At 58.9% G+C, this 21,216-nt stretch carries 18 protein-coding genes and 1 pseudogene; 9 read left to right on the forward strand and 10 right to left on the reverse strand.

Annotated elements, in window-relative coordinates:
* Positions 1-3: 3 nt before the first annotated feature.
* Complete coding sequence (locus tag AB4N84_RS10605) at positions 4-1,419, reverse strand: acetyl-CoA carboxylase biotin carboxylase subunit (RefSeq protein ID WP_460046278.1); 1,416 nt, start codon at positions 1,417-1,419, stop codon at positions 4-6.
* A 197-nt stretch (positions 1,420-1,616) separates the two neighbouring features.
* Between AB4N84_RS10605 and AB4N84_RS10610 the strand changes: the two genes are divergently transcribed.
* Positions 1,617-2,567, forward strand: coding sequence for a LysR family transcriptional regulator (locus AB4N84_RS10610; RefSeq protein ID WP_460046280.1), 951 nt, complete (start codon positions 1,617-1,619; stop codon positions 2,565-2,567).
* Here the strand turns inward: AB4N84_RS10610 and AB4N84_RS10615 are convergent.
* The 3 genes from AB4N84_RS10615 to AB4N84_RS10625 form a co-directional block, all read right to left on the reverse strand.
* Positions 2,521-2,751 (reverse strand): PA3496 family putative envelope integrity protein, encoded by a 231-nt coding sequence (locus AB4N84_RS10615; protein ID WP_460046282.1) that lies wholly within the window; start codon positions 2,749-2,751, stop codon positions 2,521-2,523. The two genes, AB4N84_RS10610 and AB4N84_RS10615, sit on opposite strands and share 47 nt — an antisense overlap.
* Positions 2,752-2,894: 143 nt before the next feature.
* On the reverse strand, positions 2,895-3,761 hold the full coding sequence (gene hexR / locus AB4N84_RS10620; protein ID WP_074754821.1) for a transcriptional regulator HexR: 867 nt from the start codon (positions 3,759-3,761) through the stop codon (positions 2,895-2,897).
* Positions 3,762-3,905: 144 nt separating this feature from the next.
* Complete coding sequence (locus AB4N84_RS10625; RefSeq protein ID WP_460046283.1) at positions 3,906-5,945, reverse strand: putative bifunctional diguanylate cyclase/phosphodiesterase; 2,040 nt, start codon at positions 5,943-5,945, stop codon at positions 3,906-3,908.
* Between the two features lie 280 nt (positions 5,946-6,225).
* Between AB4N84_RS10625 and uvrD the strand changes: the two genes are divergently transcribed.
* The 3 genes and pseudogenes from uvrD to AB4N84_RS10640 all read left to right on the forward strand — a co-directional run bounded on the left by uvrD (position 6,226) and on the right by AB4N84_RS10640 (position 10,142).
* Positions 6,226-8,409, forward strand: a complete 2,184-nt coding sequence (gene uvrD / locus AB4N84_RS10630) for a DNA helicase II (RefSeq protein WP_460046284.1) — start codon at positions 6,226-6,228, stop codon at positions 8,407-8,409.
* Between the two features lie 342 nt (positions 8,410-8,751).
* Positions 8,752-9,604, forward strand: a pseudogene (locus AB4N84_RS10635) (Tim44 domain-containing protein).
* A 130-nt stretch (positions 9,605-9,734) separates the two neighbouring features.
* Positions 9,735-10,142 (forward strand): SMI1/KNR4 family protein, encoded by a 408-nt coding sequence (locus AB4N84_RS10640; protein WP_460046285.1) that lies wholly within the window; start codon positions 9,735-9,737, stop codon positions 10,140-10,142.
* 33 nt (positions 10,143-10,175) lie between these two features.
* Here AB4N84_RS10640 and AB4N84_RS10645 read toward each other — a convergent pair whose 3' ends face one another.
* Positions 10,176-11,939, reverse strand: a complete 1,764-nt coding sequence (locus tag AB4N84_RS10645; protein WP_074754831.1) for a cation:proton antiporter — start codon at positions 11,937-11,939, stop codon at positions 10,176-10,178.
* Positions 11,940-12,253: 314 nt separating this feature from the next.
* Here AB4N84_RS10645 and AB4N84_RS10650 point away from each other — a divergent pair, with 314 nt between their 5' ends.
* Positions 12,254-12,739: an acyl-CoA thioesterase gene (locus AB4N84_RS10650; RefSeq protein ID WP_062379916.1), complete on the forward strand. Its 486-nt coding sequence runs from the start codon at positions 12,254-12,256 to the stop codon at positions 12,737-12,739.
* 175 nt (positions 12,740-12,914) lie between these two features.
* Here the strand turns inward: AB4N84_RS10650 and pdxY are convergent, their stop codons facing one another.
* Positions 12,915-13,781, reverse strand: coding sequence for a pyridoxal kinase PdxY (gene pdxY, locus AB4N84_RS10655; protein WP_460046286.1), 867 nt, complete (start codon positions 13,779-13,781; stop codon positions 12,915-12,917).
* Between the two features lie 134 nt (positions 13,782-13,915).
* On the opposite strand from pdxY, the gene AB4N84_RS10660 reads away from it, so the two are divergent.
* The gene (locus AB4N84_RS10660) at positions 13,916-14,308 is read left to right on the forward strand and encodes a DUF3301 domain-containing protein (protein WP_062379920.1); all 393 of its coding nucleotides are present in this window, start codon (positions 13,916-13,918) and stop codon (positions 14,306-14,308) included.
* Between the two features lie 20 nt (positions 14,309-14,328).
* Here the strand turns inward: AB4N84_RS10660 and AB4N84_RS10665 are convergent, their stop codons facing one another.
* Positions 14,329-15,306 (reverse strand): CobW family GTP-binding protein, encoded by a 978-nt coding sequence (locus AB4N84_RS10665; protein WP_460046287.1) that lies wholly within the window; start codon positions 15,304-15,306, stop codon positions 14,329-14,331.
* Between the two features lie 54 nt (positions 15,307-15,360).
* Here AB4N84_RS10665 and AB4N84_RS10670 point away from each other — a divergent pair, with 54 nt between their 5' ends.
* Positions 15,361-15,732 carry an NADH:ubiquinone oxidoreductase gene (locus AB4N84_RS10670; protein WP_074754837.1) on the forward strand — a complete coding sequence of 124 codons (372 nt, stop codon included), beginning with the start codon at positions 15,361-15,363 and terminating at the stop codon, positions 15,730-15,732.
* 143 nt (positions 15,733-15,875) lie between these two features.
* Here AB4N84_RS10670 and zigA read toward each other — a convergent pair whose 3' ends face one another.
* Positions 15,876-17,078 (reverse strand): zinc metallochaperone GTPase ZigA, encoded by a 1,203-nt coding sequence (gene zigA, locus AB4N84_RS10675; RefSeq protein ID WP_460046289.1) that lies wholly within the window; start codon positions 17,076-17,078, stop codon positions 15,876-15,878.
* An 88-nt stretch (positions 17,079-17,166) separates the two neighbouring features.
* Between zigA and AB4N84_RS10680 the strand changes: the two genes are divergently transcribed.
* Complete coding sequence (locus AB4N84_RS10680; protein ID WP_460046290.1) at positions 17,167-17,556, forward strand: glutamine synthetase; 390 nt, start codon at positions 17,167-17,169, stop codon at positions 17,554-17,556.
* Here the strand turns inward: AB4N84_RS10680 and AB4N84_RS10685 are convergent.
* Together AB4N84_RS10685 and AB4N84_RS10690 are read right to left on the reverse strand one after the other, a co-directional pair.
* Positions 17,553-18,797 (reverse strand): N-acetylmuramoyl-L-alanine amidase, encoded by a 1,245-nt coding sequence (locus tag AB4N84_RS10685; protein ID WP_074754843.1) that lies wholly within the window; start codon positions 18,795-18,797, stop codon positions 17,553-17,555. The two genes, AB4N84_RS10680 and AB4N84_RS10685, sit on opposite strands and share 4 nt — an antisense overlap.
* A 250-nt stretch (positions 18,798-19,047) precedes the next feature.
* Positions 19,048-19,569: a DUF3617 domain-containing protein gene (locus AB4N84_RS10690; protein ID WP_074754845.1), complete on the reverse strand. Its 522-nt coding sequence runs from the start codon at positions 19,567-19,569 to the stop codon at positions 19,048-19,050.
* Positions 19,570-19,742: 173 nt separating this feature from the next.
* On the opposite strand from AB4N84_RS10690, the gene cls reads away from it, so the two are divergent.
* Positions 19,743-21,182 carry a cardiolipin synthase gene (gene cls, locus AB4N84_RS10695; RefSeq protein WP_460046292.1) on the forward strand — a complete coding sequence of 480 codons (1,440 nt, stop codon included), beginning with the start codon at positions 19,743-19,745 and terminating at the stop codon, positions 21,180-21,182.
* Positions 21,183-21,216 lie beyond the last annotated feature (34 nt).

Consider the following 21,216-nt stretch of genomic DNA (forward strand, 5'->3'; position numbering starts at 1 on the left):
TCCTCACAGGCCTGCATGGGCGGCAATGGCGGCGGCGATGGCCAGAGCCAGCTCTTCGGGTTTGCGCTTGATCGAGTAGTTGGTCAGTTCAGGATGGCTTTCAACGAAGCTGGTGTTGAACTGGCCGCTGCGGAATTCCGGGTTGCGCAGGATTTCCTGGTAATAGGCGGCGGTGGTTTTCACCCCTTGCAGGCGCATGTCGTCCAGCGCGCGCAGGCCACGGTCCATCGCCTCTTCCCAGGTCAGCGCCCAGACAATCAGCTTCAGGCACATGGAGTCGTAAAACGGCGGAATGGTGTAGCCGGTGTAGATAGCCGTGTCGGTGCGCACACCAGGCCCGCCGGGTGCGTAGTAACGGGTGATCTTGCCGAAGCTGGGCAGGAAGTTGTTCTTCGGGTCTTCGGCGTTGATCCGGAACTGCAACGCGAAACCACGGTGAATGATGTCTTCCTGCTTGACCGAAAGCGGCAGACCGGACGCAATGCGGATCTGCTCGCGCACGATGTCGATGCCGGTGATTTCTTCGGTGATGGTGTGCTCGACCTGAACGCGGGTGTTCATCTCCATGAAGTACACCTCGCCCTCGGCGAGCAGGAACTCCACAGTCCCGGCGTTCTCGTAACCCACGGCTTTGGCCGCGCGTACTGACAGGTCGCCGATGTAGGCGCGTTGTTCAGGCGTCAACTGAGGACTTGGGGCAATCTCGATGAGCTTCTGGTTACGACGCTGAATCGAGCAGTCGCGTTCGAACAGGTGCACCACATTGCCGAAGCTGTCGCCCAGGATCTGAGCCTCGATGTGCTTGGGATTGACGATGCATTTTTCGAGGAAGACCTCGGCTTTGCCGAACGCTTTGGTCGCTTCGGAAATGACCCGGGGGAAAGCCTGCTCCAGTTCTTCACGGCTGTTGCAGCGACGAATGCCCCGACCGCCGCCACCCGAGGTGGCTTTGAGCATGACCGGATAGCCGATGCGATCGCCTTCCACCAGAGCCTCGGCGATGTCGGCAACGTTGCCTTCCGTGCCCGGCGTCACCGGCACACCGGCCTTGATCATGCTGCGGCGGGCTTCTGTTTTATCGCCCATGCGACGAATCACTTCAGCGGACGGACCGATGAATTTGATTCCACGTTCAGCGCAAATCTCGGCCAGTTCGGCGTTTTCCGAGAGGAAGCCATAACCGGGATGCAGCGCATCGCAACCGGTTTCCACGGCCAGGTTCACCAACTTGCGCGGGTTCAGATAACCCTCCAGCGGTTCGGAACCAATGCCGTAAGCCTCATCCGCACGCTTCACATGGAGCGCATGGCGATCCGCGTCGGAATAGATCGCAACCGACCGAATGCCCATTTCGGCGCAAGCGCGCACGATACGGACAGCGATTTCTCCACGGTTGGCGATCAGGATTTTTGTTATCACTGGCATTTCCTCGACCGATGAGCAGACGGACCGGAAACCCGGTCAGTACGTGGCGACATTCCGTTACTGCATGTTGCGTCGCAGCGATGGGGCCACCCTATGACGAATCAGCAATTAACAAAAATGAGTAAAAATTGGGTTAAACATAAGTAAAACCTTATAGTCACGCATTCAGCCATTTGCGGAGCGACCTGAAATTGCGTAAGTCATTGATGCGTATGACATTGCGTCAACTGCGAATCTTCAACGAGGTGTGCGATCTGCGTTCATACAGTCGCGCGGCTGAGGAAATGTCGCTCACGCAACCCGCGGTCAGCCTGCAGATTCGTCAACTGGAAGAGCTCATTGGCCAACCGCTTTTCGAATATGTGGGCAAAAAGCTGTACATGACCGAAGCCGCGCAAGCGCTGCAGCTCGCCAGTCGCGACATCTTCGGACGGCTGGAAAACCTGGATATGCAGCTGTCTGACATGCAGGGATCACTGCAGGGGCAATTGAAGCTTGCGATTGAATCCAGCGCGAAATACTTCGTGCCGCACCTGTTTGCCGCGTTCAAGCGCCAGTACCCCGAAGTCATGCTCAATCTGACTGTAGTCAATCGTGCGCAGGTGATCCGCCGACTGTCTGATAACCGCGACGACCTGGTGGTGATGTCGATGGTGCCGCAGGACATGGGGCTGGAATTCTTGCCCTTCCTGAACAACCCCATTGTGGCGGTGGCGCGCCCGGACCATCCGTTGTGCCTGCTGCCCAACCCGGGGCTGAAGGACCTGGAAGGCCAGACACTGGTGGTTCGCGAACCGGGCTCGGGAACCCGCAAGGCGTGCGAAGAGTATTTCAAGGAAAAGCGCATCCACTTTGAGCACACGCTGGAAGTGTCGTCAGCGGAGGCGCAGCGCGAATGCGTGGTTGCGGGGTTGGGTGTTGCACTGCTGACGCGACATGCGCTGAGTCTGGAATTGGCCACTGGCACGCTGCAAGAGTTGCCAGTGGCCGAGTTGCCGCTGTATCGAAGCTGGTGCGTCGTGCAGGCGCGGGATAAGCGTCTGTCGCCGGTGGCTCACGCGTTCCTTGCGTTCATCCGCACCGAACGTGCGCAGATCAGCGAGGTGATGGGGCGCTTTGACGGCCACCTTCCGAAACGCTAGCGCCCTGCCAGAAGTTGGCCGAGGCGGCGTCGAGGTAGTCGCAGAGTTCCTGATTCAAGCGACGCTCTTCGGAGTACGTCTCGATCGCGCGTCGAAACGCCATACGGCGCTGGTCTTCCTGCTGGCGACGGGTCTTGACGCTGGAGGTGCTGTGCTGGTGCGAGTCATCGTAGTGCCGAGGCATATCCTGTCTCCCATTGCGTGTGCGGGAGTACAGAGTGGCCTTGAGCCGTGACGATCAGGTGGCGTAGGGGTTACAAGTTAGTGAACGCTGCGCAGCCAGCCGACAATCGAATGCAAGCGCGTTCCTACAGGATTCGCGAGGGCTCAATCCTCAGCGGACTTGATCGACTTCGGCGACAGACGCAGGCTGCGCAAGCTGCGCTTCACGCTTTTGAGGTGGTTGACCAGGCTCGGGCCACGGGCCATGGCAACGCCCATCGCCAGCACGTCGATGACCACCAGGTGCGCAATGCGCGAGGTCAGCGGGGTATAAATCTCAGTGTCTTCATGCACATCGATTGCGAGGTTGACCGTGGACAGCTCGGCCAACGGCGTCTGGCTTGGACACAAGGTGATCAGATTCGCGCCGCTCTCACGGACCAGATTGGCGGTGATCAGAAGGTCTTTCGAGCGCCCCGACTGAGAGATGCACACGGCAACGTCAGTAGGCTTGAGTGTCACAGCGGACATGGCTTGCATGTGCGGGTCGGAATACGAGGCCGCCGTCAGCAGGAGGCGGAAAAACTTGTGCTGCGCATCCGCCGCCACGGCGCCTGAAGCACCGAAACCGTAGAACTCGACCCGGTGCGCTGCGGCCATGACCGTCACCGCCGCTTGCAGGGCGTGGGGATCAAGCTTCTCTCGCACTTCCATCAACGTGTGCAACGTGGTGTCGAAGATCTTCAGGCTGTAGTCGGCGACCGAGTCGTCCTCGTGTATTGCGAACTGCCCGAAACTTGCGCCAGCCGCCAGACTTTGCGCGAGCTTGAGTTTCAAATCCTGAAAACCGGTGCAGCCGATGGCACGGCAAAAACGCACGATGGTGGGTTCGCTGATGCCAACGCTGTGGGCCAGATCGGCCATGGAGCTGTGCATCACGGCAGCCGGATCAAGCAGCACATGGTCGGCTACCTTGAGCTCTGACTTACGCAAGAGATGGCGGGACTGGGCAATGTGCTGCAACAGATTCAAAGGACAGGACTCAATAGAAGGATGGGCCGGGCTGTAGCTTTCTTGTAGTTATACTACATGACCTGCAAACCGCACAGCTAAACGAGTTTGCTGTTCGCAACCTATGAGTCTTGGATGACAGGTCGCCTTGCAGTGTAGGACTTTTCACGCGTGGCTCCAGGCGATGGCTTCACATTTGCGCAGGACATCGCCCATCGCACCGGCCTCCACCGGCCGACTGATCAAGTAGCCTTGTACCTCATCGCATTTGTGCTCTCTCAAGAACTCCAGCTGCTGAGCGTTCTCGACCCCTTCGGCCACCACCTTCAACTCCAGACTGTGCGCCATGGCGATGATCGCCCGGGTGATCGCTGCGTCCTCGGTGCCTTCGTTCAGACCCCGGATAAAAGCCTGGTCGATCTTCACGTAGTCCACAGGAAAACGTTTCAGATAGCTCAGTGACGAATAGCCCGTGCCGAAATCGTCGATGGCAAGCTTCACGCCCAGTTCTCGCAACTGCTGGAAGGTGCTGATGATGTGTTCGACGCTGTCCAGCAACTGGCTTTCGGTCAGCTCCAGTTCGAGGTATTCGGGCATCAGCCCGGCCTCATCAAGCACTTGGCGCACGAGACTCACCAGCTTGCCTTGACGCAATTGGTGCACGGACAGGTTGACCGACACACGGATAGGCGACAGACCACTGCGCTGCCATTCCCGCGCCTGCAGACACGCCTGACGCAGCACGAACGCTCCGATGTCCGCAATCAGGCCCGTCTCTTCCGCAAGCCCGATAAACTCACCGGGCGGCACCATGCCGCGAACCGGGTGACGCCAGCGCACGAGCGCTTCCGCCGAGCTCAATCGCCCGGTCGCCAACTCAAGTTTGGGTTGATAGAACACCTCAAGCTGACCGTCCTCAATCGCGCGGCGCAACTGAATCTCCAGTTGCAGACGCTCCAGCGTTCGGGCCTGCAGGCTTTCGGTGTAGAACTGGAAATTATTCCCGCCCAGGTGCTTGGCATGCTGCATCGCCATGTTCGCCTGAGAAACCAGCGCGGCAATGTCCCGTGCCGAATCCGGCAGCAGCGCGATACCGATGGATGCACTGACCACCAGTTCGTGCCCGGACACCGATACCGGGGCACGCAACTTGGCCAATAGCCGCGTCGTCACGCGGGCCAGCGTGGTCAAATTGCCGTAGGTGTTGAACAGCACCGCAAACTCGTCAGCCGACAGACGCGCAACCGTATCGGCCTCTGCCAGCTCAGCACTCAACCGACGTCCCACCAGACGCAGCAGCTGATCGGCGACGTCATGTCCCAGGCTGTCGTTAAGCAACTTGAAACGGTCGAGGTTGATGTGCAGCAAGGCCAGGTTTCGCCCGCCCAGACGAACGCGCTGGTTGGCCTCGCGTAACCGCTCATTGAACAACGAACGATTGGCCAGGCCCGTCAGTTCGTCGTAATGCGACAGGTAGCGCGTGCGCTCCTCATATTGTCGTGCGAGCTCCCGATTGAGCGCTTCGCTTTTGGCCTGTGCCTGTTGCAGGTGTTCGATCAGCGCAAGGTTTTGAAAACGGCGCGTCAAGCCGCGCTGGATCAACCGGTTGACCTGCGCGGCGACCACGATCAGTGCCAACAGCAGGATTAATCCGAGCCAGCCCCAACCTCGCAACGGCACGTCACCACCCCAGAACAGGTAGACAATCGGCGGTAACAGGCACGGGACGGTGAAGGTCAGAAACGCCGGAATGCTCGCAGCATAGGCCACGCTTGCGGATAACGAGGCAGCGCCAATCAGCCCGAAGACCCAGGCTTGCTGAATGAAGCTTTCAACTGGCACCAGCACCAACGCAGCACTGGACAAGGTCAGGCCGCTGACGCAGGCCCCGGCCAGGAACATGCGCGTCCAGATCGGCTGCGCCTGACGCTCGGGCGAGGCGGCACGAAAGGCCGCCACTTGCAGCACGCGCAGACAGACCAGCGCCGACAGCCAGCCGACCCAGACACTGACCAGCACGTAGCGCTCCGGGCTCCAGAGCAGCCAGGCGCAGAGCAAACCATTGATGAACATGAACAGGGTCGGCAGCAACGACCCCTGATAGAGAAGGCGTGTGCGCTCGACGGCAAGCTGGGTGGCGAACTGTTTGTGGATAACACGGCGTGTCGCCACAGAGTCGGCCGGGGCTTCTGAGCTGGGGGTCATGGCGGTTCTTATAATTAGTGAGCCTTGAACGTCAGCGGAGCATACACAAGCCACCGGAGAGACCAAACAGTCAGAAAATTAAATTGTATGGACGGTCGGATACCCGTCACACCTGCAGGAGCGCGCTTGCCCGCGATGAGGGTGGACCGGTTACCGATGGTGTCGCCCCGAGACAGCAATCGCGGGCAAGCGCGCTCCTACAGTTTGAAGAAAGGCATAACTTTGCGACCGGCCAGCGTTAGAGTTTGCCCACACCATCCCGGCACCCTAGAATGCGCCGATGCGCGATGATCTCTCCCTTCTGCTTAATTCCCTCAACGATGCCCAACGTCAGGCCGTAGCCGCCTCCTTGGGTCGTCAGTTGGTCCTGGCCGGCGCTGGTTCCGGCAAAACCCGTGTGCTTGTGCACCGTATCGCCTGGCTGATGCAGGTCGAAAACGCTTCGCCGCACTCGATCCTGTCGGTGACGTTCACCAACAAGGCCGCCGCCGAGATGCGCCACCGCATCGAGCAGTTGATGGGCATCAACCCGGCGGGCATGTGGGTCGGCACGTTCCACGGGCTGGCGCATCGCCTGCTGCGCGCGCACTGGCAGGAAGCGGGTCTGAGCCAGACCTTCCAGATCCTCGACAGCGACGATCAGCAACGCTTGGTCAAACGTGTGATTCGGGAAATGGGCCTGGACGAACAACGCTGGCCTGCACGCCAGGCGCAGTGGTTCATCAACGGGCAAAAGGATGAAGGGCTGCGCCCGAAACACATCCAGGCGTCCGGGGACCTGTTCCTCAGCACCATGAAATCGATCTACGAAAACTACGAAGCGGCCTGCCAGCGCGCGAGCGTGATCGACTTCTCCGAACTGCTGCTGCGGGCGCTGGATCTGTGGCGCGACAACAAAGGCTTGCTGGAACACTATCAACGTCGCTTCCGTCACATTCTGGTCGACGAGTTCCAGGACACCAACGCCGTGCAGTACGCCTGGCTACAACTGCTGGCCCGAGGCGGCGACAGCCTGATGGTGGTCGGCGACGACGACCAGTCGATTTACGGCTGGCGCGGGGCGAAGATCGAGAACATTCATCAGTATTCCGATGACTTCCCGGACACCGAAGTCATTCGTCTGGAGCAGAACTACCGCTCAACCGCAAGCATCCTGAAAGCCGCCAACGGCCTGATCGTCAACAACAGCGGCCGCCTGGGCAAAGAGCTGTGGACCGACGTCGGCGATGGAGAACTGATCAGCCTGTATGCCGCTTTCAACGAACACGACGAAGCGCGCTACGTGGTCGAAACCATCGAGAGCGCGATCAAGACCGGCATGTCGCGCAGCGATATCGCCATTCTGTATCGCTCCAACGCCCAATCGCGGGTGCTGGAAGAAGCCTTGCTTCGCGAACGCATTCCGTACCGCATCTATGGCGGCCAGCGCTTCTTCGAACGTGCCGAAATCAAGAACGCCATGGCGTATCTGCGCCTGCTGGAAGGTCGCGGCAACGACTCGGCGCTGGAACGCGTGATTAACGTCCCGCCGCGCGGTATCGGTGAAAAGACCGTCGAGGCGATCCGCGAACACGCGCGGCACTCTGACGTGTCGATGTGGGAAGCCATGCGCTTGCTGGTCGCCAACAAGGGCTTGACCGGCCGCGCGGCCGGCGCGCTCGGTGCCTTTATAGAGCTGATCGAAAACCTGTCGGCCAAGGTCATGGAGATGCCGCTTCACCTGATGACCCAGACCGTGATCGAACAATCCGGGCTGATCACCTATCACCAGGAAGAAAAAGGCGAAAAGGGCCAGGCACGGGTAGAAAACCTTGAGGAACTGGTCAGCGCCGCGCGTGCCTTCGAGGCCAGCGAGGACGAGGAAGACCTGACGCCACTGGCAGCGTTCCTCGGCCATGCCTCATTGGAAGCCGGCGACACGCAGGCAGATGAGCACGAAGACAGCATTCAGTTGATGACGCTGCACAGCGCCAAGGGCCTCGAGTTCCCGTATGTCTTCCTGGTCGGGATGGAAGAAGGCCTGTTCCCGCACAAGATGAGCCTCGAAGAACCAGGCCGCCTTGAAGAAGAGCGCCGCCTGGCTTATGTCGGTATCACGCGGGCGATGCAGCACCTGGTGCTGACGTACGCCGAAACCCGCCGCCTGTACGGCAGCGAGACCTACAACAAGGTGTCGCGCTTCGTACGCGAGGTTCCGCCGAACCTGATTCAGGAAGTGCGGCTGTCCAACAGCGTGACGCGTCCTTTCGGTGGCTCCAAAACCATGGCGCCGAGCCGTCTGTTTGACGGCGAAGGCATCCCGCAGAGCCAGTTCTCGCTGGGGCAACGCGTACAACACGCAGTCTTCGGCGAGGGCGTGATCCTCAATTTCGAAGGCGCGGGTGCTCAGGCACGGGTTCAGGTGAATTTCGCCGAAGGCAGCAAGTGGTTGATGCTGGGTTACGCGAAGCTGGAGCCGGTTTGAGCCGTCGCTGATACCGCGCAAAATCTGTGGGAGCCAATTCATTCGCCAGAGGCCAGTACAGCCGATAGAGATTCAGAGGCTGACAAACCCCGTCGCGAATGAATTCGCTTCCACAAAAGGTTCGCCTGATTGCAGGTAATCAGTCGCCAGACACCCCTTCCCACTTGCATTCCTACATCCGGCCCCCATCTTTCCTACAGAACTTTCTTCACCGGCCTACAACCCAAGTATTACAGGCGCTTTGAAGATCCACGCAAAAGCCGGAAACATATGGCCGCTGGTCAGACACATTTGTCCTGTTCAATATGGCGCGCGTGCAATCCACAAACGGGAATTCCCAATATGCAACGTTTTCTAAGCATCGCTTTGGCGCTGGTCATCGGGCTCACCATGAGCCTGGATGCCAACGCCGCGCGTTTCGGTGGTGGCAAGAGCATGGGCTCGGCGCCAAGTCACCAGGCGCGCCAAACAGCTCCTTCCGCTCCTGCCGCCGCGCCTAACGCCGCCGGCCGTCCTGCTGCTGCTGCAGGCGGTGCTTCCAAATGGCTGGGCCCACTGGCAGGTATCGCTGCAGGTGGCCTCCCTGGCCTCCATGTTCATGGGCGGTGGTTTCCAGGGCATGCAGTTCTTCGACATCCTGATCATGGCCATCATCGCCTTCGTGATCTTCCGCTTCATCGCGGCACGTCGACGCAAACAGCAGCAGCCGCAAATGGCTCCAGCGGGCGCGCCGTACCAGCGTGAAACCTTCGAGCAGCCTCAACAGACCAACTCGATGTTCGGTGGCTCGCCTGCAGCGTCAGCGCGTCCAGTGATCAGCGCACCGGCCTGGTTCAACGAGGAGCGCTTCCTTGAAGCCGCGCGTACGCACTTCCAGTCGCTGCAACAGCACTGGGATGCGAACGAAATGGACAAGATCGCCGAGTTCGTGACCCCACAAATGCTGCAGTTCCTGAAAAAAGAACGTGCGGACCTGGGTGACGGCTTCCAGTCGACCTACATCGACAACCTGACCGTGCAACTGGACGGTCTGGACGATCGCGCCGACAAGACCATCGCGACCCTGACCTTCAACGGCGTGTCGAAGACTTCGCGCTTTGACCAGGGCGAAGTGTTCAGCGAAAGCTGGAACATGGAACGCGCGCCTGGCGACAACCAGCCTTGGCTGGTGGCAGGTATCCGCCAGAACGGCTGAAACTCTGAGGCACCGTTCTAGTCAAAACCCCGAACTTGTTTCGGGGTTTTGTTTTTGGAACGGCGCAGTTAATTTGGTGATGCCTTTGAGCTACTGTATAACCCGCGCAAATCGTTAGAGGATCCACGTCGTGGAAGAAGTCATCGAACAACTCCGTGAAGCCAATGAGCCGGTTCCTGTCCCGCTTGAGCTGCCGGACGAAGATCAGCTCGTCGAAATCGAAGAAGAGCTGTTCATCAATATCCCTTTTGTCTTCAAAGAGTTTCTGCTGACCGTCAGTGACGTGGTTTACGGCAGCCTTGAGCCGGTCACCGTGACCGATCCTCAATCCCACACCTATCTGCCAGACGTCGCAGCCAATGCCTGGGATATCGGTGTACCGCGCGACCTGATCCCGATCTGTCAGGACGGCGAGGACTATTACTGCGTCGAGGAAGACGGCACCGTGGTGCTGTGGTCCGGCGAAGAAGAACTCGTCACCGAAGAAAGCTGGGAATCGGTCTGGCACTGGGCGCGGGACGTCTGGCTGGAAAGCTGAGACCCGCACCGCTCATCCAGGAGCCTTCGCAGCTTAACGCTCCGAAGGCTCCTGATGATTCCCCAGCGTTTCCAGCAGCGCGATCTGCATGCGTGTGTGCACGCGTATGAACCACCGCCATAGCACCGCAGCGACGACCGCCGCGACCAGTACGATCAGCATCAGCCATTCACTGGTCGGCAGCATGCTCGCCGAGAGCAACGCGATCAGCAAGAAAATCACCACCAGCGACAGCAGCGGAATCACCTCGGCGATCACCCGTCGCACGCGTGCAGTATGCCGGCCCGCCATCTCAGGCTTGACGCCCATCTCAGCCAACAGCATCGACAGTGCTTTGAGCTTGCGATACGCCGCAATCAGAAACGGCAACGACAGCAGGAGCGAAGCGCCCCATATCCAGGCTTTTTGCTGACCCACCTCACTGACCCACTCACTGAAATAGTCGCCAATTCGCTCGGCGAAATACGCACTGCAGAAGAAAATCGCCACCACCAGGGCCAGATTCACGCCGACCTGCAGCAGGATCTTGCGGATCATCGACGCAAGTAATGCGCCTTGTCCTTGTGGCTGAATGCTGCGCAGCCATTCCCCGTAGAGACCGAACACCCGGGCCACGCGCGTCGGAACGATGGCGGCGAGTGAGTGAGACAGCGGATCCGCTGCCCTGATCAGATAAGGCGTGAGCAGTGTGGTAATCGCCGACACTGCCACGGCAACCGGATACAGGAAGTCACTGGTGACCTGAAGCGTCATCCCCAGCGCCGCGATGATGAACGAGAACTCACCGATCTGTGACAGACCCATGCCCACGCGCAGTGAGGTCTTGCCGTCGTTACCGGCAATGAACGCGCCCAGGCCGCAGGACAGCATCTTGCCCAGTACAACGGCGACGGTGATCACAACAATGGGCCAGGCGTAATCAAGCAGGATCTGCGGGTCGATCATCAAGCCGATCGCCACGAAGAAGATCGCGCTGAACATGTCCCGAATGGGTTCGACCAAGTGCTCGATCTTCGCCAGTTGTTTCGATTCAGCCATGATTGCGCCGATCAGGAACGCGCCCAGCACCATGCTGTATTCGAGTTTGACCACCAGCAGGCAGAAGCCAAAACACAGGCCTAGCACGGTCACCAGCAGCATCTCGTTACTTTCGAATTTCGCCACATATGCCAGCAGGCGTGGCACCAGCAAAATGCCAATGACCAGCGCGACGATCATGAACAGCGACAGCTTGCCGACCGTGGAAAACACTTCTCCGGAGCTGACAGTGCCGCTGACGGCAATCCCTGAGAGCAGTGCGATGATGCCGATACCGAGAATGTCTTCGACGATCAGCACACCAAATATCAACTGCGCAAAACGCTGGTTCTTCATTTTCAGGTCGTTGAGCGCTTTGACGATGATGGTGGTAGAAGAGATCGCGAGGATCGCACCCAGAAACAGCGAATCCATGGTGCTCCAGCCGAAGAACTGGCCGATTTCGTAACCAATCCAGATCATCAGCATGATTTCGAGGAACGCCGCGATAAATGCCGTGGCACCGACCTTGAACAGTTTGCGCAGACTGAATTCCAGTCCCAGGCAGAACATCAGGAAGATCACGCCCAGTTCGGCGAGGGTCTTGATGGTGTCTTCATCGTGGATAAGGCCGAACGGCGGCGTATGCGGACCAATGATGAAGCCCGCCACGATGTACCCCAGCACGACCGGCTGTTTGAGCCGGTGGAACAACACGGTGACCACGCCAGCCACCAGCATGATAACGGCCAGGTCCTGAATGAAACTGATGGCATGCATGGGCGCGGACTCCTTGTAACGAACCGTGAAGATGCGCGTTTCTGCCGAAAAGACGGACGCCTGCTGTACGAAAATTCGCCAGCAAGGCCAGAAAAGGCTTATCAAAACGCAGGAAATACCCCATCCAAGGGTTTTCGCAGGTTAACACCGCACAAAAGCGGATAAAGCCGGTGCAATATATGGAAACAGATAGGCAACAGGCGTGACGGCAGGCCAACTGTCAGCGTCCCGATAATGTGGGTCTTGATGACCGATTTGCATCGAGCACCGAAACAGGTGCCAATTTTTCTGACTCAACTGACCGTGAGCACGCTATGGAACCCGGAAACGCCCAGCTGTCGATGACTGTATTGATGACCCCGGACATGGCCAACTTTTCTGGCAATGTGCACGGCGGCACCCTTCTCAAGTACCTCGACGAAGTCGCTTACGCCTGCGCAAGCCGTTACGCCGGTCGCTATGTGGTGACGCTGTCGGTAGATCAGGTGATTTTCCGCGAGCCGATACATGTCGGCGAGCTGGTGACCTTCCTGGCGTCGGTCAATTACACCGGCAATACGTCCATGGAAGTCGGCATCAAAGTGGTGACCGAGAACATCCGCGAGCGCTCGGTGCGTCACACCAATAGCTGCTTCTTCACCATGGTGGCGGTGGACGATCAACGCAAACCGGCGAGCGTACCGCCGCTGAGCCCACAGACCAGCGAAGACAAACGCCGCTACGTGCAAGCGCAACAGCGTCGCCAGATTCGTCAGGAACTGGAAAAGCGTTATCGCGAGATCAGGGAAGACGGGGTTTGATTCTCAGACTCAAGTCGATGGCGAGATAAATGTAGGAGCGTGGCTTGTCCCGCGATCTGCCGGGCACCGGCAGCAGAAACGTTGTGTGCAGTCTGTGAGAACGAACGCGTGAAACGGATTTACGGCGGGTGCCCCGCCGATCGCGGGACAAGCCACGCTCCTACAGACCATTGTGTTACAGGCGAGTCGCTTCAAACTTGACCCGCGGGTGCGCGATCCGATCCTGCGCCCGGACCAGCTCAAGCTCATAACTGCCGCAGGCCTGAGTTTCCAGCAGCACTTCGTGCACTGCCGAGGCGGTGTATTCAAACGCACTGCGCAGGTCTTCGCCCAACAACACCTTGGACAGGAACAGACCGGACGTCAGATCGCCCACGCCCACGGGTTGCCGGGGGAACGCCAGCAACGGTCGGCGCAGGTGCCAGCTTTCGTGCTCGGTCACCAGGAGCATTTCAAACCCATCGGCGGGCTTTCCCGGATAATCCAGGTGTTTGACGATGATCGCCTTCGGACCTCTCGCCAGCAGTGCCCGAGCCATCGCCAGACAGTCAAGCAGCGACGAGGGCTTTCGACCCGAGAAACTGTCCAGTTCCAGCTGATTCGGGCACAGAAAGTCAGCCACTGCCGCCGCTTCATCCAATAGGAAATCGCTGACTTCTTGCGGCACGATGCAGCCTTTCTCTGGATGACCCATCACTGGATCGCACAGGTAAAGCGCACGGGGATTGGCGCGTTTGATGTGCTCGACGGCCGTCAGAATCGCTCGCCCCTGCGCGGCGCTGCCCAGATAGCCGGACAGTACGGCGTCGCAATTTCCCAATTCCCCAATCGCCGCGATCCCGTCGACCAGCGCCGGAATCTGCTGCGGCGCCAACACTTCACCCGCCCAGTGCCCATACTGAGTGTGGTTGGAGAACTGCACAGTGTTCAGAGGCCAGACATTGATGCCGATACGCTGCATAGGAAACACGGCCGCGCTGTTGCCGGCGTGCCCGAAAACCACGTGTGACTGGATGGCGAGTAAGTGAGGCGAACGTTTCATGACAGGTTCCTGAAGCCGGGACAGCACAGTAGTAGCGAAGCCGGACGAAGTGAAGCGAAATTAAGCTATCGGACTATGGCTGTCAGTCACCTGACGCAGTTAAGCTGGACATCTTCTGTGGGAGCTCTCTTTTCATGCTGACCCTGGGCAACATATTCGTCCTGATGCTGCTGGCGACCGCTGGCGCTTGGCTGTGGCATTCCCATGGTCTGCGTGAACGGGCGCTGGAGCGCGTCAAACAACACTGCGCCAAACTGGACATCGAACTGCTCGACGGCAACGTTGCGCTGCGTCGCATCACGTTCAAGCGCGACAATGAAGGCCGCAAGCGTCTGGCGCGTGTGTATAACTTCGAGTTCACCGTGACCGGCGAACAGCGTCACCCCGGTACCATCACGATGTTCGGTGCGCACACCGCGCAGATCGAGCTGGCGCCCTACCCGTTCGAGATCAAGAATCCGAAGCCAACCGCTGAGATCATTCAGCTCGCGGAATGGCGCCAGGAACACAACAAGTGGAAGCAGTAATTCGCTGTGGATAACCCCTGCTAGGCCAGACAGGCTGCCAGCTGCGCGTTCAACGCTGCCTCGTCTTGCGGCGATGCGAAGATCAGTTCCAGACGTGAATCCTTGCGCCACTCACTCGGCGACCACGTCAATGCCCCACCCTCCAGCGCGTTAGCCGAGACCCATCCTGTCGGGCTGTGGATAACCAGCTTGGCCCTACGCCAATCAAGGCTTTGCAGCCACTTCTGGATCTTCTGGGCATCGAATACCCGATCCGGATGCCAACGCCAGCCGATGCTCCAGCCTTCCGCCTGGCCTTGGCTCAGGCAAATTGGCTTCATGGGGTCGGTCCATACAGCCGGTAACTGGCCCAGCGTCCTAGGCGCTGCGACGTTCGGCACAACAGGGTTCTCCACACCCTCGCTGGCACGCGCGCTGATGCCGGGCAGCCGATCAACGGGAAGCGCACCGCGTTCGGTCCAGAAGACGGGTCGAGCAGGCAGGGCATCGATGACCGCCTGACGTTTGCCCTCATCCAGTGCTTCAGACTTGTTCAACACCAGCAAACCGGCCTGCGCCAGTGCTTCGTGCTGTGTCGGCGGCAAGGCCTTACCGGCCGCTAGCGCCTGCGCATCGAGCACCATGACACCGGGTTGCACCGCAAGGACGCCAACCCAGGGTGCCTCGTGCAACTGCGCGATCAATTGCACAGGGTGACCCAGACCGGAAGGCTCAATGAACAGCCGGTCCGGCCGGGCCTTGCGCAGCAGGCGACCCAGACCGATCTGAAACGGCGCCCCGTTGACGCAACACAGGCATCCACCAGCCACTTCGCCAAGTGCGATACCATCCTCGGCCGTGGTCAGCAGCGCCGCATCCAGGCCGATCTGGCCGAACTCATTGATCAAGATCGCCCAGCGTTCATTTGCCGGTTTCTGGGCCAGCAGGTGTTTGATCAGGCTGGTCTTGCCTGCGCCCAATGGGCCAGCAATGACATGGGTGGGAATGTTCTGCAGCATGTCCGGCCATTCTTGAACGTCGCTCCCGAAAACGAGCGCAGACGGAGGTAATCGATGCGAGCAAACTGGCTGCCCGTGCGGCTGGCGTTGATGGTGTTGGCGATGACGTCGAGTCAGGCGTGGGCTGAGTCCTGCGTGGTTCACAGCCAGGCCGAACGGCTTGATGTGAAAGTCTGCCAGGAAAACCTCAACATCCCGCCCGACCTGTTTCACGATGGCTTCTGCAAACCACAGCTCAAAGACCAAAAGGTCGAAGTCACCTACCTGGAACAATGCCCATCGGGGTCGTTCGGCCAGTGCAACAACGCGCAAGTCGCCAATATGCCCTATCGGCAGAACATTCACTATTACGGCGTCGCCAGCGATGCGGCGTTCCTGAAGCCGTTTTGCGAGCAGCAAAGCAAGGGTGTGTGGAAAGCGCAGTGAGCGGATGAACGTCAAGTGAACCTGCACATAAACAAAGCCCTGTGGGAGCGAATTCATTCGCGAAGAATGTTTCAGGCGATATGGCCATGTCGACTGTATTCCCGCTTCGCGAATGAATTCGCTCCCACAACTGCCCCGCTACCTCACGCCGCGTCGCCGTACCAGTCTCCAAATGGATCGGCCAGTTGGCTCCAGCCTTCGACACCGATTGCCATTTCCGCATCGGTCAGCAGGCAACTGTCCAGATCAGCCGTCAGTTGGGTGAAGTTGATGTTCTGACCAATGAACACCAGCTCCTGACGGCAATCTCCGGTCTGCGCGAGCCAGTTGCGCATGATCACCTGCGTACTTTCCTCGTCCTGCGGCCAATGCGCCTTGGGCACGAAACGCCACCAGCGCCCCGCAAACCCATGACGCATCAAGCCGCCCGCCTGAGACCAGCTCCCTGCGTCCTGATGTTTATTCGCGAGCCAGAAAAAGCCTTTGGAACGCAGCAGCTTTCCGTTGGTCCACGGCTGATTGATGAAGTCGAAAAACCGCTGCGGATGGAACGGTCGACGCGCCCGATAAGCCGTGGATGCGATCCCGTACTCCTCGGTTTCCGGGGTGTGCTCACCGCGCAGTTCCTTGAGCCAGCCCGGCGCCTGGGCCGCACGCTCGAAATCAAAACGTCCGGTGTCGAGAATCTTGCCCAGCGGAACCGCGCCCATCACCATCGGCAGTATTTCTGCCTGGCTGTTAAGGCGTTTTAGGACCGCCAACAACTCTTGCCGATCACTTGAGCTGATCAGATCAATCTTGCTGATCAGAATCACGTCAGCGAACTCAACCTGCTCGATCAGCAGATCGGTGATGGAGCGCTCGTCATCTTCACCCAGGGTTTCGCCCCGACTGTCCAGGCTTTCAGCCGCCTGGAAGTCCTGAAGAAAATTAAGGCCGTCGACCACCGTCACCATGGTGTCGAGCCGCGCGATATCGGCGAGACTCTGCCCGGACTCGTCGCGGAAGGTGAAGGTCTCTGCAACGGGCAGCGGCTCGGAAATGCCGGTGGATTCGATCAGCAGGTAGTCGAAACGGCCATCGTTGGCCAACCGGCTGACCTCCTCGAGCAAGTCCTCGCGAAGGGTGCAGCAGATGCAGCCGTTGCTCATTTCCACGAGTTTTTCTTCGGCGCGGTTAAGGCTGACATCACGTTGCACGTCGCTGCCGTCGATGTTGATTTCGCTCATGTCATTGACGATGACCGCGACACGCAGGTTTTCGCGGTTGCGCAGAATATAGTTCAGCAGGGTGCTTTTACCGGCACCGAGGAAGCCGGACAGAACGGTCACGGGAAGGCGATTCATGGACATCTCATCAATAGCAGGTTCAGGTGCTTTTTACGTTATAGTATAACAATACAAACCTGCTAACACTTTTTACAAGGGCGTCTCGATGATCAGCGTTTTGAGGGTTTTGATGGGCCTTTCCCTGCTGCTGAGCGCTCCGGTCTTCGCTGCCCCGCCGTCGCCCAGACTCGGTCAGGCGCTGTGCACCCGCAGCGCAACATTACTGGCGTGCGTCGACGCCTACGGCAACCGCTACAGCGTGGCGACGTCGGGGACGACGATGTACTTGCGCGGCTATGAAAGCGCTGGCAATCGCCGCTGGGCGCAGACCAATAGCCGGTATGGCTCGATGACGTTTTTTACAGGACTGGCCTCGGACGGCGAGGCTTGGGCGGGGTACATCCGGAAGGTCGGCTGGACGACGATCAGCCGGGTGGCGAGCTCCAGCGGCAGCCGGAGCAAGATCACCTGTGATCGCGTGATGGGCTGTCGTTAAACGACCGCCTGCTCCGCCGCCTTCTGCGCCTGCCGCCAGGCAATGAACGAACCGGCAGGCGGATTGCGTTCGAAGTACGTCTTCATGCCATCGAACAGGCCATCGGCCACGGCCTGCTGGTGACGCGCCGTCACCAGGCGCTGGCTGTCGCGGCTGTTGGAGATGAAGCCGGTCTCGACCAGAATCGACGGCACATCCGGTGATTTCAACACGGCGAAACCCGCCTGCTCCACGCGCTTCTGGTGCAGCGTGGTCACGCCTTCCAGACTGCCCAACACGGTGTGGCCCAACTGCAGGCTGGCAGCAATCGTGGCGTTCATCGACATGTCGAGGATCACGCCCGCAAGCATCGGGTCCTTGTCTTTCAGATTGAGCAGACTCGTCGCACCGATCAGGTCTGCGCCGTTCTCGCGCTGAGCCATGAATCGCGCGGTGGCAGAGGTCGCGCCATTTTCAGACAGCGCAAACACCGATGCGCCGGACGCGGTCAGCCTTGGCGCAGCGTCTGCGTGCACGGAAATAAACATGTCGGCGTTGTACTTACGGGCGATGTCCACGCGTTTGCGCAGCGGCACGAAGAAGTCGTCATTACGCACCAACCGCACATCAAAACCCTTCTCACGCTTCAGGCGTTTGGCCAACAGTTGAGCGATGGACAGCACCACGTCCTTTTCCCGCTCGCCTTTGGAACCAATGGCGCCAGGGTCTTTGCCGCCATGACCGGCGTCGACCACCACCATGATGTCGCGCTTGGGGTGATTTTTATCGAGAACAGGAGCAGGCGGTTCTTTAACCGGTACGGCAGGCGCGGCGGCGAGCGCCGCTGGCGTGTGCGTCACCAGGTCGTGACCCAGATCCACCACCAGACGATTGCCCTGTGAACCCTCTGGCCCGAGAAGAAAGCTGTTGAGCTGCACCGGCGAAGTCAGGTCCAGGACGATGCGGGTGTCGCCCTGTCCGAAATGGCCGGAGCGAATCGCCTTGACCGGCGTATTTTCCAGCGCCAGCTCGGGGAAGTTGCCTTCCAGCCGCGCTCCACTGACGTCGATGATGATGCGGTCCGGCGCACTCAGCGTGAAGGTCTTGTACTGCACCGGACCACTGAGATCGAACACCAGTCGCAGTTTGTTATCGGAACGCCAGAGTCGGGCGTTGCGAATTTGAGCGGCATGGACAGAAAAAGGAAGCGCGAAGGCGGCGCTGGCCAAAAGCATATTGAGCAGCATTTGACGTCGGTGCATGACACGTTCCGTAGAAAAGCGAGCATCCCGGCTCTGATAGACATGACATTCTTAGTAACAATATAACATGCCGACCAAAGGTCAAAGATGAAGCTTTTGATAAGAACGGATAAAAATTGAGACGTAAATCAAAGGTTAAGAACAAAAAACTCATGTGAAACAAGAAGATGTTCCACGTGGAACATGAGCAAGAAATAGACGATGCACATAAAAACGCCCCGACAGGCGGGGCGTTCAGACAAACGGTCTATCAGGTCCTCGGTTTTACGGTGCCGCAGTTCTGACCCAGCCAAACTGCTTTCGTGTCCATGCTGCCGTTTTGCTGCTGGCCGGTGGCATTGAAAGAGCCGATCACGTGGGTGTTGAACGCGCGATCACTGAGAAATTGCGCAGTGCCTGTCCCTTGCGCACGTGGGCAGCTGAATTTGAACTTCCAGGTCGGGCCGTTGCGGTCGGTGATCTGCTGCGTGCATCCCGTCTTAGGGTCCGTCAGCGGGATTTGCTCGTTCTTCACCTGCTCCGGAGTAAGGCAAACCCGTACGCCCTGCCCGCCCAACGTAATGCCTTGTTTTGCCAGCATTTGTTCCATGGCCGCGCGCTGCTGCGGGGCCATCATTTGCAGCTGAGCGAGCATGACCTGCATATCAGGCATCTGCTGACCATCGACCTGCATGTTGCTCGATGTCAGTTCCCAGAGCCCGGGTTGCAGCACTTGCGCTTGAGCGAAGGGCGCAGCCAGACAAACCATCAACGCCAGTACGCGCTTTTTCATGAACCTGATTTCCTTTTTGCTCAGAAGCAGTTTGAACACGGCACTTTACAGCCGGTAGACGATGAGGCTTAGACGACGAATCGTGCCGCCAGTTGCAGCCCTAATAAAATAGCGACAATCCTTCCGTACTGTGGTCTGTTAGACACCAAGACGCCTACAGCACAAGGTTGCGCATGGATTATCACAGCCCGTATTTCTTTGGCTACTTGCTGGGTTTTACTCATCTGTTGGGCATCGTAGCAGCGATTCATGCGTTGCTGACCGTGCGCACCGCACAAGGCTCAATCGCCTGGGCAATGCCGCTGATCTTTATCCCTTACATCACCCTTATTCCCTACCTCGTCTTTGGCCGCAGCACCTTCGACGCCTACATCAAGGCACGACGGCAAGCGAACAACGAGATGCGCAACGCCATCGTCGATTTCAACTGGAAGCCTTGGATCGAAGAAGCCGTAGCCGCCCGCCGTTCGGACGCCTACGAATCGCTGCGCGCCATGCCCAAGCTGGGGCGCATGCCCTGCCTGGCCAACAACGAAGTGAAACTGCTCATTAATGGCGACGCGACATTTACCGCGATCTTCGAGGCGATACGCGCCGCGAAGCGGGTGGTGTTCGTGCAGTTTTTCATCATTCATGACGATGGCCTCGGACGACGACTGCAAGCGCTGCTGCTGGAGAAGGCCGCCGAAGGCGTCGAGGTCTTTGTGCTGTACGACCGCATCGGCAGCCATGCGCTGCCTGCCAGCTATATAGAGAAACTGCGCGCAGGCGGCGTGCAGATCAAGGCATTCGCCACTCGAGGCGGCTGGCTCAACCGCTTTCAGATCAACTTCCGTAATCACCGCAAGATCGTCGTGGTGGATGGCGTGAAAGGCTTCGTCGGCGGGCATAACGTCGGTGATGAATACTTGGGCCTCAAGCCGCCGCTGGCGCCTTGGCGCGACACGCATGTCGCCATCGTCGGCCCGGTCGTGGCGTGTTTGCAGGAGTCGTTTGCCGAGGACTGGTTTTGGGCGACGCGGCAACTGCCGCCGCTGATCCTGCCTGACAGCTACCCCGAAGATGGCGTGCTGTGTCAGTTCCTCGCGACCGGTCCAGCAGACTCCCAGGAAACCTGCTCGCTGTTCTTCGTCGAAGCAATTCACTCGGCAACACAACGGGTATGGATCACCACACCCTACTTCATCCCCGATGAAGCGGTGTCGGCAGCGTTGCGCCTGGCCGTTTTGCGGGGCGTCGATGTACGCCTGCTGCTGCCTTCGCGCCCTGACCATTACACCGTGTATGCAGCGTCCAGCCTGTTTGCCTTTGAAGCGGTGCGCGCCGGCGTGCGAATGTTCCGCTATCAGCCGGGCTTTCTGCATCAGAAGGTGGTGCTGGTGGACAACGAAATTTCAGCGATCGGGAGCGCCAACCTGGATAACCGCTCGTTTCGCTTGAATTTCGAATTGATGCTGCTGACCGTGGACGAGGATTTCGCCCGGGAAGTCGAGGCCATGCTCAGCGATGACTTCGCCCAGGCGATTGAAATTTCAATCGAGGACAGCAAAGAAACCCATCACTTGCAGCAACTGGGGATGCGCGTCGCGCGGTTGATTTCACCGATCCTCTAACATCCTGCAGCGCCAATGTGGGAGCGAATTCATT

Source organism: Pseudomonas sp. S2_H01 (assembly GCF_054668305.1).